Raw genomic sequence first — 16,863 nt, forward strand, 5'->3', positions numbered from 1 at the left:
GGGGACTTTATTCTTAGTCTATCACTTCAGTTGCTTAGCGTAGGCTTTGCCCACCGTAGGCATCGCATTACAACTAGTGCATCTGGTAAGTAGATTCAAGCTTTTGCTAGCTAAACTGTTTTTTGAGCAGTTATCAATTAGTTATCTGCTCTACAACTTGGATGTTTAGATAACTATCTGAAAAATTGGTTCACAATCTAGTATAGATCGGTTTGTAGTCGGAGGCTCTAGCCCTCATCTAAATACTAAAGTCCTTATTACGAACTTCCAAATCATAAAACTCCTATATATCAAGGATTTCAGGTTATTTATGTTTTTTCCCAAAAATGTTAGTTTTCCAGAATTTTAGGGAACTCTATAAATAAGCATAGGAATTATCAAAACCTAATGGCTGTAAAACGAAGACAATACGGTAGCTTTTGCTACCGTTTACTCATTTTTGAAGATATCATCAACATAGACATTTACGAAGAAGACGTAGTGAGTCGGTAGTGTCTTTTGGTGATATGGAGAATCAGAAGAGAACAGGGAGACGAGGGGATAAGGGAGAATTATTGAGCTGTCTACCCCCTCTTCCTTGTCTACCTTGTCTCTTCTCCATGCTCCATACCCGATTTCCATTTAATGGACAGTCTGCGCTAGGGTAGGAATTGAAACTCAATTTGTGATTTCCTGTGCTTCCCTGTAAACGTCCAGCTGTATTTCTAATTTGGGCTGCTATACTCACTTCGTTAACAGCCTGTGCTAATAGCCCAGTCGCCAAAAACCTTGAGCAATCTTTGGCGGCAGATCCGAAACTGCAAAGCGATCAAGTTGTCTTTGGAGAATCCCAAGATAATCAACCGCAAGCACAGCAAAATGAATCAGCAGTTCAGTTACCATCTGATTTTCCTAAAGATATCCCCTTATATTCCAATGCCAAACTACAGGAAGTTACACCTGCTAGCGGCTCAAAAAACAAAATCTCAACTCGTTGGTTAAGTTCTGACCCCAGTAATTTTATTGCTAGTTTTTATCGCAGCCAGTTTCAAACAAATAACTGGCAGATTTTGCAACAGCCAACAGATGATACAGGAGGAGCTTTTGAGGCACGTCGCAACGATTTGCTGTTGAAGGTTTCCATTCAGCCCAAATCAGTTACTAACGCCACACCTAATCAACCCCAAACAGCCACTGAATTACTGATTGATTACGTACCGGATAGTACAGCAACAGCACAATCTACTTCAACTACAAATCCTAACGAAACTGCTAACGCTGTTCCTCAACCGGGAAGTTCACAGTTCATTGGCCCAGTACCACCCACAAACTTGGCAGCACAGCCACCAAGCACAGCTAATAACCAAACAATCCCTACAGCCACCCCTAAATCTCAGGTATTCAACGATCTGAACAAGGCACCACAAGAATGGCGGCAACATATCCAAGACTTGGCTGCATTAGGTGTTTTATCTATAGAAGCAAAGACAACTAAGAGCAATTCTACTAGCACAACTAATCAGTTTGAACCCAGTAAAATCGTTACACATCGGGAATATGCTCGTTGGCTAATTGCTGCTAACAATGCTGTATATACCAACAATCCAGCTAAACAGATTCGCTTGGCATCAGAAAGTACTCAACCCGCTTTTAGTGATGTGTCAGCAAAAGACCCTGATTTCCCCGCAATTCAGGGATTAGCTGAAGCTGGGTTAATTCCCAGTCCATTGTCTGGAGATTCTACAGTAGTTTTATTTCGTCCTGATGCACCTCTAACGCGGGAACAGTTGCTGCTGTGGAAATTACCCTTAGATACTCGCCAAGCTTTACCCTCTGCTAACTTAGATGCGGTCAAACAAACCTGGGGTTTCCAAGACGCAGCGAAAATTGATTCTAAGGCTTTAAGAGCAGTGTTGGCTGATTATCAGAATGGCGAACAATCGAATATTCGGCGGGTGTTTGGTTATACGACTCTGTTTCAACCCAAAAAACCAGTAACTCGTGCTGAGGCTGCTACGGCTTTGTGGTATTTCGGTAGTCAGGGTGAGGGTGTTTCGGCTACTGAGGCTTTGAAATTAAAAGGCGGTTAGTCTATCGGTATCATAAAAGTGAGCAATTACCTTCTAAAAGGTGGTAAAATTTGCCATTTCTTTGTGAAATAACTATTTTTTATCAAGAAAATGTAAATCTAGGTATTTTCAGCGTTTTTACCCGTGTTTAATGAATTTTTGGTGCATAGTTAAGTAAAACAACGTAAGTTAACTCAATAGGCGTACTTAGTTTTAAAGTAAGTCAAAAGATAAGTCGTCAGACTATTGCCCTTTCATTACTTTTAAACAAATTAAAAAATATCACGGGTAAAAAAAATATGAAAAAACAAGCTGTAGCAGCAGGATTTGTTCTCTTATCTTTGATGTTGCCGACCAAAGCGAGTGCTGCGAGTTTTACCAAATTTTATGTATTTGGCGACAGTCTTTCTGATACTGGCAATGTTTTCGCTACTACTGGCGGTTTAGTTGCTCCGACAACAGCCATTCCCCAAGATCCACCCTACTTTCAAGGTCGTTTTTCCAATGATCAGGTGTGGGTAGACTACCTTGGAGATCAGCTAGGATTACAACCCTCTCCATACATTAGTTTAAATACTACTATTCCCAATCAAGGTATTAACTTTGCTGTGGGCGGTGCTAGTTCTGGTCAAGGTAATGCTGTTGTTCCTAATGCACCTTTACCGGGAATACTAGAGCAAGTCGGTTTGTTGACGCAACCTATTCTACAAGCTAATCAGAAGCTTGATCCAAATGCCCTCTATGCTGTTTGGGGAGGTGCAAATGATTATGTGTTTGGTCAAGCTACCAATGCGGCTCAAACAGTCCAGAATTTATCAGATGCAGTAGGGTTACTTGCTGCATCTGGCGCAAAAAATATTTTAGTCTTTAACTTGCCTGATTTGGGCAAGATTCCATTTGCATTTGCGACAGGTCTATCTAGCAATTTGACTAGTTTGACAAATGACCATAACACGAGATTAGCAGAAAAACTAAGCAAATTTAGCAATAACTCTAACCTGAATCTGATTTCTGTGGATGTGTTTTCCCTATTTAATCAAGTACAAGCAAATCCAGGGACATTTGGGTTTAAAGATGTGGCTAACCCTTGCGTAGTAGGGAATTTACAGACAATCACAAGCGTATGTTCTCAACCAAACAATTATTTGTTCTTTGACTCCGTGCATCCAACAACAGACGTTCATAAGTTAGTAGCAGATACTACACTAGCAGCGATTGAGGCTAAGTCTGCCCCTGAACCTGCGATCAACTTGGGCATTTTCGCTCTTGGTGCTTTTGGTGCACTAAGAGCGCTGAAACGCCAACAAAAAAGAGCAGCAGTTATGACAGAAGGTTAGATTGTTGATGCAACGATTTACGGCGCTGGATTGTAGAAGTATGGTGCGTAGTTGCCGCCGTAGACATTTTTTTGACACCCATTTGGCTAGATGCTTGATTTATGTCAAACTCTAATATTGAAGAATAGTTTAATTAAAGCCGATGATGGGATTTGAACCCACGGCCTGCTGATTACGAATCAGCTGCTCTACCACTGAGCCACATCGGCGTACACAATCTAAAAGTATAACATGATTTAATCATGGTAGATCAAAATCCTAAAAATCGGCTTAATCCTGAACAGTATGCCAGCCTCAAAGCAGAAATAGCCGCTCCTTATCGCGGGTTACGACAATTTTTCTACATTGCTTTCGGTGCTTCTGGCTCACTTGGTGCATTCGTCTTTTTCTTCCAAGTGCTTGCCGGACGCAATGTTGAGAGTGCAATGCCAAGTTTAGCTCTCCAATTAGGAATAGTTGCCTTAATGGTGTTCCTCTGGCGCTGGGAACAGCGTCGGCAACAACGCTCCCAATCGGGTAAAAATTCTAATTCCTGAAGGGAGAAATTTTAGCTAGTTAATTTTTGACTACTTTATTTTGATATATCTTTATATTCTTCAAATTTATTAATGCTTTTATGAAGATTAAAATATTAAGAAAGAAAAAATAAAAAAATTATTAGGAAATCCTAAAAAGCAAGAATTTCTGAGAAGATAGAAATCATTGAAACGGGGTCAGCCAATATAAAGACCCTGACCATAAACCCAATCACATTCAAATGGGGTCAGCCATGTTTAAAGACCCCAATTTTTATGTTTAAAAACCCTTAAATTTAAAAAATTCACATTAATTGGAAGCGCCAGACTAATAATTTGTTAGTCTGGCGCTTTCAATTTGCTAACTAGGTATTTACTGAACAGTTACCAAATAGGATGAAGGAATGGGTTGGGCACGTCCAGCATTGACAAGTGCCTGGTAAACAAAGGCAGCAACCTCGGCTCTAGTTGCCTGACGATTAGGATTGAGTTGCTTCACTGTGGGATAGTTGATTACTAGTTGCCGTGCAGTTGCCGCGGCAACAGGAGCGATCGCATAATTAGGAATCTGGGCTGCATCGGTGTAAAAGGAAAGAATATTCTGATTATTCGCAGTTAAGCCCAAACCATTAGCTAAAGCGACTAACGCTTGCACTCTGGGAATTTGCTGCTGTGGCTTAAAAGTGCCATCGGGATAACCAGAAACAAATTGACTCTGATAAGCAGATTGAATTGCAGCGTAAGCCCAGAAGTTGGTTGCTACATCCTTAAATTTAATTGCTGTGCGTTTACTTGGTGGTGTTAGGGCTTTAGTGACAATAGTGGCGAATTGAGCGCGGGTTACAGGTTCATTGGGTTTAAAGCTGCCATCAGGAAAACCAGCAATAATATTTTGGGAGGCTAAAGCTTCGATGTAGGTTTTTGCCCAGTAATTTGCTGGCACATCTTTAAAGGCGACAGGCCCTCCAGGCGGTACATCAACAGTTGCAGCAACGAAATTTACTGAGCCAAAAATCTTTTTCTGGTCGATATCGTTACCAACAGCGAGAATTTGACTGGTTTTAGTGGCATTGTTCACATCATAACGAGTGTTATTGCGAATAAGATTTCCACCAGGATTTTCGTTGGTTCCAAGGTCGGGTAAAGCATTAACAGTCGCGACAACTCCATCCCGCTTATTGTTTTGAATGACATTCTTACGCAATACGGGCTTCGCTGACTCTGAGATAAAAAGACCGTCTTGGTTTTCGATAATTTGGTTTTCTACAACTAGAGGTGTGGAAGTCCCACCGATCGCAAGACCAAAACCAGTATCCTGAAATAAGTTATTCCGGATTTCTCCTTGGGCAGCTCTAGCAATTGAAATCCCATTCCCTTTGTTTTGCACAAAGAGGTTACTTTCAATTTTAGGATTGCCTGTACCCGTGACAAAAACACCCTCTCTGACACTGTTAGTAAAAGTACTGTTTTTGATAATGGGATTAGTTGACTCCACCCATACAGCCGTACCCCGGCTATTCGGGTTGGTGACAGTGACACCAGTGATCGTGGTATCTTGGTCGGCCAGGATAGTAATGTCTTGTCTAGCAAAGGTGCGACTAGTGTAGAAACCTCCACCTGTAATTAATATCGCCTGACCTTTACTAGCTTCATCACCCCGCAGTGTCACCCCTGGTTTAAGTAACAGTGGGAAGGTTTCACCACTTTCCTGGTTATAGTTCCCAGGTGCTAATTGAATAACAGCACCTGGTTGGGCTTGACTGAGAGCGAAACTAATACTTTTGTAGGGTGCAGCTAAAGTGGCACCAGCACCAGCCCTATCTGCACCAGTTGCTGGATTAACGTAAATCGCTGCGGCAGTTGCAGGAGCTTGGGCTGTGCGAGTTGGGGCGATACTTTCTGGGTAAGTTGCACCAGCATTAACCTTGCCCTGTAGTAGTATTGACCCACTAGAAATAACAAGCATTGCCGTTAGTCCAGCTTTTACGCGCAAAGTAGATTTGAGATGACTGCTAGAGAGAAGGCGAAAATTTTTCGCTAGAGAAATGTGAGAACCCCGATATTTCATTTTTTCCGTCTGTGATGTGCTGAATTACGGTATGTCGAACAAGGTTAAAGGTAGCAGTTTTGTGGCTGCTGTAAAACCCATGCAAACTATACTGGATGATTAGCACTGATTCAGCTAAATTCCTTAGATAGATCATAGAACTTATACATTAGCGGGACTTACGCACAGGTCACGGAAAATAAAACCACAAAGGACATAGGGGAATAAGAGCTAGAGAGGTTTTTTGCGTAAGTCCTAATCTTGTGTGATTCAGAAAATTTTCTTATAGGCACTAAGGGGATGAGGCGATTTTTAGTATTCCCTAAAGCTAGATGCCACAACTAATTCTGCTGAAATACGATCGCAGGTAAAGCAAACCTATTGGAAATTGGGAGAAATGTGTTTTAATTTTTTGGGGATGCGTCACGCCTTAATTTTAGTAGGTAGTATCTGTCTTCTATTTTTGTCCACTCCTGCCTTTGCTGCGGAACGAGTAGTACTGAAGTATGGTATCTTCCGTGAATCACTTTCTGTAGAGGAACTATCCACCTTTGCCCAAACAGGTGAACTCTCACGTTCATTAAGAGTGAATTTAGCTTTGGCGCGACAAGACCCCAAAGCCATTCGTCAGTATTTAACAAAGCCAGTGAAGGTAAACCTTGTATTTTTAGATAGAGTGCTAAATAGCCAGATTGGTAATATTATTTTGGCTCAAATTAGTCAAGTTATTTCTACACCGTCTCAAAGAGCAAATCGGCAGGCTTTACGAGCCGCTTTGGTACTTTCTGCTAGTCAAGACAGGCAAGTATCGTTGATTGAAATTATTAAAAATTATCCTACCAATGAAGTGGAAGTTGATGGCGATCGCTTGGAGAGGGCATACCGTCAACTCCGCCGCTTGCAAACAAACCTACAAGATTTATTTGGTCTTTAGTAAGCTAAAGTTTCTAAAGTTTCTCTTAAATACCGTTGTACCTGATGTTCCAAGCGAATTCCCTCTAATTGAGCATCGCGTTCTAGTTGCCAACGTTGAAAACCTGAACTAGTGGAGATCGCACATTTGAGGCTATACCAAATTTCAGTATCGGCAGAAAATTGGCGATCACTAGAAGCTGGAATTTGAGCCATAGTTCCTTATTCCTTTATTTTAAACTTCAACGGTAACTGGGCATTGGGCATTAGGCATTGGTTATTTATTCTCCTCTGCTCCTTTACCCCCTGCCTCCCCTGCTTTTCTATCTAGTCCTTTAAAAGTCAAATACAGCAGAATTCAGGAGTAAAACACGCTTTATACATGGGTAACAGACTTAGCTGGTGTACCTTACCAACTTGAAATCCGCTGTAATACACTTTAGGGACTATTACGAATCTGTATTTATCCTAAATAAGGATTGCAATAATCGGGGCACGATTTGATTAACCCGCACTCCTAAAATGGTGAAATCTTGCTTAATCTTTTCTAAAGATAATGGCTCGATGCCAGCGAATTCTGTCTCATTAATCACCAAAACTCGCATTACACTCACAGGTATTTGTAAAAATAGATTGCTGCCCAAAAAGGCTAATCCCGCAAGCACTAGTGCAAGGCTACGCCATTGTGGGAGAAATTTAGCTGAATTTGCTACTAATGGGGCAATTTGGTAAAGATTCCACAGTACCCAAACTGATAATACTGCTGCAACTAATGCGAGTATCCGATTTAACTTTGTATTAATTAAACAAAGAATTTTTCGCTGCCGTTCAGTCAGATTTTCTGGCTTTAGGGCTATTCCTAAAAGAGCAAATATATAAAAAGGGCGACGCAACTGCATCCATAGCAGGGGGAGAACACCAATAGAGGCAACTAAGACTAGCTCCACCCAGACTGGCAAAAACGGTTCGCCTACAGACAGGAACAATAAGCAGAGTACTAAAAAAACAGGTAACGTTGCCAATCCAGCAACGTGAATCCACAAAATAGGTTCAGAGCGAAATGAATGCATAATAAAGAGTTATGAGTTAAGAGTTAGGAGTTAAGAATTAGCAGCCTTTAACTCCTAACTCCTAATTTATTACTCCTAACTTCTAACCATTTTACCCTTAACACTATCTCGTTAAGGTGAGAGTGCGGCGCTTCGTAACCATCTGATAGGATTCGATGATGTCACCTTCAACCCAATCATTGAATTTATCCATGCCGACACCGCATTCATAGCCGGCATTCACCTCACGAGCATCTTCTTTCATCCGTTTTAGGGAGTCAAGGACGCCTTCATAGATCACCTTACCGCCACGTCGCACCCTGACTTTGCAGTTGCGAACTAGCTTGCCAGATTGAACGTAGCAACCGGCAACCGCACCACGACCGACTGGGAAGACGGCACGGACTTCGGTTTGACCCAAGGGTTCTTCCACCAACTCTGGTTCCAAAAGACCTTCCAAGGCATCTTGGATATCTTCTAGGAGTTTGTAGATCACGTTATATTCCCGGACATCGACACCCGCTTCATCGGCGGCTTGTCTAGCACCACTGGCAAAGGTGGTATTGAAGCCGATAATTACAGCGTTACTGGCAGCTGCTAAGTCGATATCTGTCTCGGTGATTTCCCCAGCCGTAGCCAACAGCATCCGAATTTGGACTTCGTTTTGCGGGATTTGCTTGAGCGCTCCCACAATGGCTTCCACCGAACCTTGTACGTCTCCTTTCAAGATCAAGTTGAGTTCTTTCAACTCGCCTTCTTGTGCTTGAGCTGACAGGGTTGTAAGGGTAACACGTCCTTGTAGCAGACGGGATAGGCGTTGTCTGTCTGCGCGATCGCTAGCGAGTGCTCTGGCTTCTTTTTCGTTCTGGAAGACCTCGAACTCGTCGCCGGCTGCTGGCACATCACTTAAACCTAGTACCTCGACAGCAAAGGAAGGAGAAGCAATGTCTACTCTCTTACCTCTATCGTCCACCATCGCCCGGACTTTACCGAAGGCCGAGCCAGCTACTAAGATATCTCCCACATGCAGCGTGCCATTCTGAATTAGCAGGGTAGCAACTGCTCCCTTGGCTTTATCCAGATGTGCTTCAATGACAGTTCCTTTGGCGTTACGATCAGGGTTGGCAGATAGTTCTGCAACCTCTGCTACTAAGAGAATCATCTCTAAGAGCGTATCCAGATTTTCACCTCTGATGGCGCTCACAGGAACCATGATTGTCTCACCGCCCCAGTCTTCTGATGTCAGACCATACTGGGTCAGTTCTTGTTTAACCCGCTCTGGCTGTGCCCCTTCTTTGTCAATTTTGTTGATTGCAACAACAATTGGCACTCCCGCAGCTTGGGCATGACTAATGGCTTCAATGGTTTGGGGACGGACACCATCATCAGCAGCTACTACTAACACGGCAATGTCTGTTACCCGCGCTCCTCGTGCCCGCATAGCTGTAAAGGCTTCGTGACCAGGAGTATCCAGGAAGACTATCTGCTGAGGTTTGCCCTCATGTTCCAAATCTACATGGTATGCGCCAATGTGTTGAGTGATACCGCCAGCTTCGCCGGCAGCCACTTTGGTTTTGCGAATTGAGTCGAGCAGAGTTGTTTTCCCGTGGTCTACGTGACCCATAATTGTCACGACTGGCGGACGGCGGTGGAGATATTCTAGGTCTTCTGCACCGACCATTTCCGTGATTTTCCGAGCTTCTGCTTCTCGTTCGACGGTTTCAACTTCTATTTCTAGTTCTTTTCCTACCAGGGTAATTGTGGGAATATCTAGATTTTGAGTGATACTCACTGCCATCCCTTTCAGGAACAGGATTTTGACAATCTCTGTATCGGCAACGCCTAATACGTCAGACAGTTCTTGCACAGTCAACGGCCCTGTGATCGTCACTTTTTCGGGGCGATCGCGTTTTGTTTCGGCTTCTTGGCGACGGTTTTGCTGATGGTCGCGCCCAGAACCAGATTTGGAACCAGACCTGGAACCAGACTTTCTGGCTCTTGCAGTTGGGGCGCTAGCAAGGGTTGCACCTGGCATCTGTACAGGTCGAGTCGCTTTCGGTTTGGGAGGACGAGCAATAGAAAGGCTGACTTGGACTGTGGCTGGTGAATCTATATCGTCATCATCGAGCAAATCTTCTTCAAACTCATCATCAAGTATGGGTTTGATCCGCTTGCCTTTGACGCCAGCTTTTGCCTTCTCTTTAACTTCGTCAATTATTTCCTCTTCTACCCACTTTTTGCCACCTTTGGTTGGTCGAGGCGGACTTGGGCGTTTCAAATCGAGGAGATCTGGTGTGACTGGTTCATCACCCAATCCTTGAGATTTGCTCGCTATGCCTGACATCTGTCTGGGTGGAGTAGCGATCGGCATTGCGGCTGCTACTGCTTCACCTGGACGTGCCGGTCTGGGTCTTTGTCCCTCTCCCAGTTGTGATGGTGCAGATGGTCTGTTACCCCTCTGCTCTGGTCTGCTGGGTGCAGGAGTAGGACGACTTGTCCTTTGTGGCGCACCTGGTGGAGACTGGTCTGTTGGCAGTTTCGCGACTCTTGGCTTAATTTGCTCGCGATCGCCTTCTGCGGGCCGTAACCGTTGGTCGCGTTTGAGGATCGGTTTATCTGCCTGAGATACTGGCGGCTCATCTACCACCTGGGCTTCTTCCGCCGCAGGTCTGGCTGGAGGAGCAACTAGTTGCGGTTTGATCGGTTTTTCCGATTTTGGCCTCAGTGAAACTGTTTTTTCTGGTTTTTGGGATGCTATTTTTTCCGGTGCTGGATTTGGATTAGGCGTTTGTTCCAAGTCAGCGATCGGAGGTTGCTCTTGAGTCTCAGATTGAGTCCGGGGCACAGGTCGAGTTGGTGCTGCCGGTTTCTGGGGTGAGACTGGTGTAGCGAAAGGCCGTGGAGGAGAGGGAGGATTAGCTTCAGACAAGGCAGCTTGGGTATTGTTAGCAAGTGACGCCTCTGGGGCGTTGGGAGTAGTATTTCTCAATATTTTGGGTTTGCGTATTTCCAAAATTTGCTGTTTGTGGGGTGCAGCAGGTCGCGAAGGTCCGCCGTTGGGTGGTGAATTTGGCTTATGGCTGGTTGTACCTAGTTCTTTTTTGGCTGACACATTCGTAGTTGCAAGCTTTTCTGCTGCCGCCCGGATGTTTTCTGCCTCGGATTCTGAAATCGTGCTGCTATGGCTTTTGACCGCAATATCGAGCTGGTCGCAAATTGCTAGTAGCTCTTTGTTATCCAAATTCAATTCCTTTGATAATTCATAAATTCTAACTTTGCCGTTGTTCATCCACTCTTCCCCTTTAATTTACAGTTTTAGCGGATGGTTGCCTGGTTTGCGACATCTCCATCCTTGGATTACTGTTTTTAGACTGCCGTTCAGTTTTTGCCGGTGCCTCCAATCAGGAAAGAGAGATGTTTCGGTTTAATAGTGGCATCCCCACCAGGAATGATGGTTGAGGGATACCCATAAAAATTTCTTAAATAAAAGATTTTTATAGGAACCCTTGACGCCGAACTGCGCCTGAGCGCTACCAGGTTGCCATTTTGTAGTTTCTTGTTTTGTTGATTCTGAGTCTTCCACAACACAATCGATTACATCTTGATTCTGGGAATCTGGCCTCGTCCCTTTTGATTATTAGAGAACCGAATGCCTTTTCCACCCATTTACTATTTTGGCACTAACCTTAACGATCAACAGGGGGTGATGAAAGCGCGACTTCGGCTTTCGACACAATTCCTCTAATGATTACGCCACAAAGTTGTTCCAACTAAATTTGGTTTTGGGTATTACTGCGGGCTAGACGTTGCGACAAGCTTTGGTACAGTGCTTCTGGCACTGATGCATGTAGCGATCGCCCTAGTCGATTTTTTTTTTGAGCCGCTTGTAAGCAACTCGTTTCTGGACAAATATAGGCAGAACGCCCCATGCCCTGATCCAATTGTACCTTTCCCGATGGAAAGACGCGGACAATCCGCCAAAACTGATCTTTTGAGCCTACTTTACGGCAGCTAATACAGCGCCGATAATTTGGTTTCATCGGTTCTTTGCGATCTCAGCCCAGGATTATTGGATGTAAAAAGAAGTTTATTATTACTATTTTTTACTTATACCAATTAGCTTTTGAGAAAATTGTCCTTGAAACTGAGATTACAATCTACAGTACCAAAACTTTACAAAATTAATCAATTATTCATCATCGTTATTATCAAAACTATCTTCTTCTAGTTCGTTCTGATTTTCATCCTCAAATTCTTCTTCATATTCAAGATCGTCTTCGTCTGATTCCTCTGATTGATATTTTGTTCTGACGGCTGCAAACTTGGTATCCTCTGCTGCATAGTCATACTTAGCTTTGTCTTTAATGTCTATTTTCCAACCAGTCAGACGGGCTGCCAAACGGACGTTTTGCCCTTCTTTCCCAATGGCCAAACTCAATTGATCTTCAGCTACAAGTACGTGAGTTTGCCGTGATTCTGGATCCATCAAGCGTACTTCATCTACCCGTGCTGGACTTAAGGCATTAGCTATGTATGTTGCTGGGTCTGGCGACCAGCGAATTACATCTATTTTTTCACCGCGTAATTCGTTGACTACCACTTGAATTCGTGATCCCCTGGCTCCGATACAAGCGCCTACTGGGTCTACATCGCGATCAAGAGTATCTACTGCTATTTTAGTTCGGGGGCCGACATAACGGGAAGGGGGGTTTGCCTCCCTAGCTACGGCAACAATCCGTACAACTTCATCTTCAATTTCTGGGACTTCGTTGGCAAAAAGATAAACTACCAAACCAGCATCAGCACGAGACACAAGCAACTGTGGCCCTCGTTGCTGACCTTGGGAGACTTTTTTGAGATATACCTTGAAGGTGGCATTTGCCCGATAATTATCGTTGGGTAGCTGTTCCCGCTTCGGTAATTCGGCTTCTACTTCTGGCTGACCAAAGCCGCTGCTAACTGCTAGAACCACTGATTGCCGCTCAAACCGCAGGACTCTTGCTTGGAGAACAGTTCCTTCTAAATCTTGGAACTCTTCTTGCACCATCTGGCGCTGTTGATCCCGTAATTTTTGCGCCAATACTTGCTTAGTTTGCATCGCCGCCATCCGACCAAATTCTCCTTGGTCGGGGGTAACATCCAGCACTACAGAGTCCCCTAACTGCGCTTCGGGAGCTACTTGTTGAACTTCGTCTAGAGAAATTTGGTGGTCTGTGTTATCTACTTCTTCGACAATAGTTTTGGTAGAAAGAACGCGAAATCCTTCTCCTTCAATATCGAGTTCTACTTCAAAATTTTCAAAATAATCTTCGTCAAACTGTTTGCGCTCTAAATTTTGGGCGCGGCGATAACGTTCATAGCCTTTAAGTAGTGCTTCTCTAATCGCTGATTGAACTGCAAGCCGGGGTAAATTCCGTTCGCGACTTATACTTTCAATTAATTCTTTTAATCCAGATAAAGTAACCATTGACATAAGCAATCTCCTTTAAAAATTAGGGAGTGGGAAGAGACGCGATTAATCGCATCTCTAGTGAGTGGGGACTGGAGGCTAGGGACTGAAAACTACGCACTAGAGCCAGGGATTAGAGAATAGCTTTAAACTAATCTCTAACCTCTAGCCCTAGCCTCTAACCTTTAGCCCTTAGTTCCTAATCTCTAGCCTTGAGCTAAGGTGCTCTAGTCTCTAACTCTTGAGCCATAGCCCTTTGTTTATCGGCGCTCGTCTAACTGCACCTTAGTAATTAGGGAGCGGGGAATTTCGACTACACGACCTTTTTGATTTAAGTAAAGTGCTGTCTCATCCCGACGAATCAACTGACCAATCCACTCTTGTTGTCCGTCGTAGGGGGGCGTTGTGGAGATAATGACAGGAAATCCTTTAAAGGAAATAAATTCCCTGTCTGTTACCAGTTGCCGCGAAATACCAGGACTAGACACTTCCAAGACGTATGTATCTGGAACGATTTCCGCAGCATCTAAGCAGGCTTCTAAAGCACGGCTCATCCTCTCACAATCGTTCAACCCAGTGTCTTGCTCAGGATTGCGAATGTCTACCCGCAAGACTGGTGGACTTTGGTTGGTATGAAAAACCACGCCAACCACTTCCAATCCCAGTTCTTCTGCCACTGGTGTCGCCAAATCAATAATTTGTGGAACTAAAGGATGAGCCATGAGAGAATTCAATAAAAAAAGTGGGCATCGACCCACTTCCTGCGATAGGTATATCTTCCAAGAAGTCTTGTGACGAACCAAATGATGATTCGCCTAATTCGAGTTTAGCGCATTTCTTTTATAGTCGTGTATTGGGCATTGGGCATTGGTTATTCTTCTTGTCCCCTCATCTCCCCTGCCCCTCTGCTCTCTCTACCCTTCCCGTATTTTTGGGAGAGTAATGCCTTTATCTACTACCACGGGAACTGATACTTGTGTTCGTAGCTGCCGGGTTTGCTCGATAATTTGGTCTATGTCTTCTTGGGATAAACGCTGGACGTAGTTGAGTTTGATTTCCTCTAAGAAGTCAAAAAGTAAACTCTGAATTTCTGAGAGTACATGTTTTTCCTTGATTTGAGATCCCAATACCTTGGTGAAGCTTTCTACTAGTTGACTGGTGAGTTTTGCTCCTACAGGGTCTTCAACAGCGCTAACTAAAGTTTTGTAAAGATTAGTTGTGATTTGGGTCGCCAGTTGTTCGCTTAACTGGGTTTGGGCCTGTCCCACGCCAGGGAGGTTCTGGAGGTTGCGGTAGACGGGGACTTGATGGAAGACGGTTTCGATGTTGTGGCGCAGAATGGCAACGATCGCAGGTTGGATATCAGGTAGCACTTGGTAGACAATTGTTTTTACCAAAAGACCTGCGATCGCCTCCACTTCATTCACATTATTAATATCTATGTAGGGACGTAAATTTTCTTGTTGTGAGAGCCAGGTCGTTAATTCACCCCGTTGAATTGAACCCTGAACCTGATTAATCACTCTCACTACGACAATTTCTGTGAGTTCTTCGGCAAAATTGGCGACAATCCCCTGATTGATTTGCTTTCGTACTGGATGCAGATTCAATAACTGCGCTTGATCGAGGCGAATTAATACAGGTATAATTCGCAACTCTCGCCAAAATGGTATTAGTAAAAATAAATCGTACCAACGCCACAATAGTGCTTCTAACCAGCTAAAACCAGGATGTTGGCGTTTGAGCAAGAAGGTGCGCCCCAGCAATTCTACACCAAATAAAATCACAAACGGTAAGTCAATAATCCAGAATTGATCAATAAAATCGCCATTTTCCCCGATTTGGCGGTAGTAGTTACTGGCGATCAAAGGGCGGATGCTTTTGTTAAAAAAATTAATTTCTTTATCCCAGCCATTTTGTGATAAGTGCTGCTGACTCCAAAAAGTAGCGAAGGACTGTTTTGCAGATTCTTTGCCGATGTGCGATCGCATCCTTTGTTTGATTTTTTCCAACGTCCCACTCTTATTCGCTCCCGCAAACGGGTTACTGTCAATCATCTCGCTGCTAAGACGACTTATTTGTATTAGCCTGCTATCTACCTGAGGCGACTCTAACCCACTTTGCCTAACTTGTTCTTCTAATGCATCTACTGTTTCTAAATAACTTTTTGTGTCTCGATGACTTTCAATACCTTTTATTGGGTCATAAATCTTAGTAATTTGAGGAACTTTTCGCAAGTAGAAATCTCGCCAAGGTACGTAACTTAAATCAAACAAAACTAAACTTAAATTTACGGCGGCAGTAATTGCCATAAATCTTTCAAACCAAAGATTACGCTGTTTAGAAAATTTTATATTTTTCATTTTCTGTAATATATGATACTTGTTTGGTATTTAAAACATAAACTCTTTCATTTATTAATTTGCTTTCTGCCCTTTTTAACCAATTACAGCAATTTCCAGTCGAGTAGACCCCAGTAGAAGGGCACATCTGTCATGGCTGTCAATTTAAGCCCAAACAAAGCCCCTTTAGAATCTCTTGTCCAACCATAGGCTGAAAATTCTCCTCATGGCAGCACAACCACAGGTCAAGAGACTGCCTTTCACCTTAAGTTGACACCAATGCACAGATATGCACTCATACAGTAATTTAGTGTTAAAAGGGTGTATTCGATTCAAATGATAAAATAACCGCTATTTCTCTGCCAACACAAGATCATTCTTTTGATAGATGACACAAATTATTTTCTAAATTTTTACCTAAATTTAACAAAAAAAATCACAATTTGTTCAAAATTCATTAAATAATCGTGAAAAAAGTTATTAAACAAACTTAAAATGCAGCTGTTAACGTTTATGATCCTGCTGATTTAACCCAAAGGAGTTTTTAAGTATGTGGTGTGGGTTTGGAAAATCAAGCGCAACCTTTGCTGTTACTTGCCTAATGACTGCTAGTTTGGTAATTACAGACACAGGTTTTGCAGCCCCTCAAAAAAGTTATACGCCCCAACAATTCCGTGAGGTATTGCGGGGATTAGGCTATAACGTTAAGGTAACAAATACTGCTTTGACGGATGAGCAAACTAAAAAGGCAATTCGTGAATTTCAGACTGGTTATAAGTTAAAACCAGTTGATGGCATAGCAGGCCCAAAAACCCAAGATTTTGCTGCTAACATCGTTCAAATTCTACACAGAAATTTGAATGCAGTGGTGAAGCCAAATCCTCCCCTGCCACGCGATCATTTTTATGGTTCCCGCACGGAAGAAGTGGTGAAGGAGTATCAGAAGAAATATCAGTTGCAAGAAACTGGAATTGCTAATTTAGCACTCCGCCAAAAGCTGAATGAAGAAGCAAAAACACTCTTCAGCCAGCCAACAACTAAACCAACAACTAAACCAACAACTAAACCGAGAACTACACCAACAACTAAACCGACAGCTACACCGACAGCTACACCGACAGCTACACCAACAGCTACACCGACAGCTACACCAACAGCTACACC

The 16,863-nt window shown here is 43.3% G+C and carries 13 protein-coding genes and 1 tRNA gene; 5 read left to right on the forward strand and 9 right to left on the reverse strand.

Annotated features, from left to right (window positions below):
• Nucleotides 1-674 precede the first annotated feature (674 nt).
• Both RMY16_RS19525 and RMY16_RS19530 read left to right on the forward strand, forming a co-directional pair.
• Nucleotides 675-2,069, forward strand: a complete 1,395-nt coding sequence (locus tag RMY16_RS19525) for an S-layer homology domain-containing protein (protein ID WP_322737804.1) — start codon at nt 675-677, stop codon at nt 2,067-2,069.
• Nucleotides 2,070-2,347: 278 nt separating this feature from the next.
• A complete protein-coding gene (locus tag RMY16_RS19530) occupies nt 2,348-3,385 on the forward strand; it encodes an SGNH/GDSL hydrolase family protein (protein WP_322737805.1) in 1,038 nt (345 codons plus the stop codon).
• Nucleotides 3,386-3,522: 137 nt separating this feature from the next.
• Here the strand turns inward: RMY16_RS19530 and RMY16_RS19535 are convergent.
• Nucleotides 3,523-3,594: transfer RNA gene (locus RMY16_RS19535), tRNA-Thr, on the reverse strand.
• Between the two features lie 33 nt (nt 3,595-3,627).
• Between RMY16_RS19535 and RMY16_RS19540 the strand changes: the two genes are divergently transcribed.
• The gene (locus tag RMY16_RS19540; RefSeq protein ID WP_322737806.1) at nt 3,628-3,921 is read left to right on the forward strand and encodes a DUF3493 domain-containing protein; all 294 of its coding nucleotides are present in this window, start codon (nt 3,628-3,630) and stop codon (nt 3,919-3,921) included.
• A gap of 352 nt (nt 3,922-4,273) precedes the next feature.
• Here the strand turns inward: RMY16_RS19540 and RMY16_RS19545 are convergent, their stop codons facing one another.
• Entirely contained in the window at nt 4,274-5,968 is a 1,695-nt protein-coding gene (locus RMY16_RS19545) for a DUF1565 domain-containing protein (RefSeq protein WP_322737807.1), read from the reverse strand.
• 376 nt (nt 5,969-6,344) lie between these two features.
• Between RMY16_RS19545 and RMY16_RS19550 the strand changes: the two genes are divergently transcribed.
• The gene (locus RMY16_RS19550) at nt 6,345-6,881 is read left to right on the forward strand and encodes an alpha/beta hydrolase (RefSeq protein ID WP_322737808.1); all 537 of its coding nucleotides are present in this window, start codon (nt 6,345-6,347) and stop codon (nt 6,879-6,881) included.
• Here the strand turns inward: RMY16_RS19550 and RMY16_RS19555 are convergent.
• The 7 genes from RMY16_RS19555 to RMY16_RS19585 all read right to left on the reverse strand — a co-directional run bounded on the left by RMY16_RS19555 (nt 6,878) and on the right by RMY16_RS19585 (nt 15,720).
• Complete coding sequence (locus RMY16_RS19555; RefSeq protein WP_322660560.1) at nt 6,878-7,075, reverse strand: hypothetical protein; 198 nt, start codon at nt 7,073-7,075, stop codon at nt 6,878-6,880. The genes RMY16_RS19550 and RMY16_RS19555 overlap by 4 nt on opposite strands.
• Before the next feature lie 233 nt (nt 7,076-7,308).
• A complete protein-coding gene (locus RMY16_RS19560) occupies nt 7,309-7,929 on the reverse strand; it encodes a low-complexity tail membrane protein (RefSeq protein WP_289796855.1) in 621 nt (206 codons plus the stop codon).
• 103 nt (nt 7,930-8,032) lie between these two features.
• Nucleotides 8,033-11,197 carry a translation initiation factor IF-2 gene (gene infB / locus RMY16_RS19565; RefSeq protein ID WP_322660561.1) on the reverse strand — a complete coding sequence of 1,055 codons (3,165 nt, stop codon included), beginning with the start codon at nt 11,195-11,197 and terminating at the stop codon, nt 8,033-8,035.
• Between the two features lie 481 nt (nt 11,198-11,678).
• Nucleotides 11,679-11,948, reverse strand: a complete 270-nt coding sequence (locus RMY16_RS19570; protein WP_094348539.1) for a YlxR family protein — start codon at nt 11,946-11,948, stop codon at nt 11,679-11,681.
• Between the two features lie 149 nt (nt 11,949-12,097).
• The gene (nusA, locus tag RMY16_RS19575) at nt 12,098-13,381 is read right to left on the reverse strand and encodes a transcription termination factor NusA (RefSeq protein ID WP_322660564.1); all 1,284 of its coding nucleotides are present in this window, start codon (nt 13,379-13,381) and stop codon (nt 12,098-12,100) included.
• Between the two features lie 236 nt (nt 13,382-13,617).
• Entirely contained in the window at nt 13,618-14,079 is a 462-nt protein-coding gene (rimP, locus tag RMY16_RS19580) for a ribosome maturation factor RimP (RefSeq protein ID WP_322660565.1), read from the reverse strand.
• A 192-nt stretch (nt 14,080-14,271) separates the two neighbouring features.
• On the reverse strand, nt 14,272-15,720 hold the full coding sequence (locus RMY16_RS19585; RefSeq protein WP_322737809.1) for a hypothetical protein: 1,449 nt from the start codon (nt 15,718-15,720) through the stop codon (nt 14,272-14,274).
• 529 nt (nt 15,721-16,249) lie between these two features.
• Here RMY16_RS19585 and RMY16_RS19590 point away from each other — a divergent pair.
• The coding region (locus RMY16_RS19590) for a peptidoglycan-binding protein (RefSeq protein WP_322737810.1) at nt 16,250-16,863 on the forward strand (614 nt) is incomplete at its 3' end.

The sequence above is a fragment of the Nostoc sp. DedQUE12b genome (assembly GCF_034530835.1).
Classification (GTDB): domain Bacteria; phylum Cyanobacteriota; class Cyanobacteriia; order Cyanobacteriales; family Nostocaceae; genus Nostoc.

Bases quoted from the DNA above. Each gene is read 5' to 3' on its own strand.
- RMY16_RS19530 (WP_322737805.1), top strand. From the start codon at position 2,348: ATGAAAAAACAAGCTGTAGCAGCAGGATTTGTTCTCTTATCTTTGATG.
- RMY16_RS19540 (WP_322737806.1), top strand. From the start codon at position 3,628: ATGGTAGATCAAAATCCTAAAAATCGGCTTAATCCTGAACAGTATGCC.
- RMY16_RS19545 (WP_322737807.1), bottom strand. From the start codon at position 5,968: ATGAAATATCGGGGTTCTCACATTTCTCTAGCGAAAAATTTTCGCCTT.
- RMY16_RS19550 (WP_322737808.1), top strand. From the start codon at position 6,345: ATGTGTTTTAATTTTTTGGGGATGCGTCACGCCTTAATTTTAGTAGGT.
- RMY16_RS19555 (WP_322660560.1), bottom strand. From the start codon at position 7,075: ATGGCTCAAATTCCAGCTTCTAGTGATCGCCAATTTTCTGCCGATACT.
- RMY16_RS19560 (WP_289796855.1), bottom strand. From the start codon at position 7,929: ATGCATTCATTTCGCTCTGAACCTATTTTGTGGATTCACGTTGCTGGA.
- infB (WP_322660561.1), bottom strand. From the start codon at position 11,197: ATGAACAACGGCAAAGTTAGAATTTATGAATTATCAAAGGAATTGAAT.
- RMY16_RS19570 (WP_094348539.1), bottom strand. From the start codon at position 11,948: ATGAAACCAAATTATCGGCGCTGTATTAGCTGCCGTAAAGTAGGCTCA.
- nusA (WP_322660564.1), bottom strand. From the start codon at position 13,381: ATGTCAATGGTTACTTTATCTGGATTAAAAGAATTAATTGAAAGTATA.
- rimP (WP_322660565.1), bottom strand. From the start codon at position 14,079: ATGGCTCATCCTTTAGTTCCACAAATTATTGATTTGGCGACACCAGTG.
- RMY16_RS19585 (WP_322737809.1), bottom strand. From the start codon at position 15,720: ATGAAAAATATAAAATTTTCTAAACAGCGTAATCTTTGGTTTGAAAGA.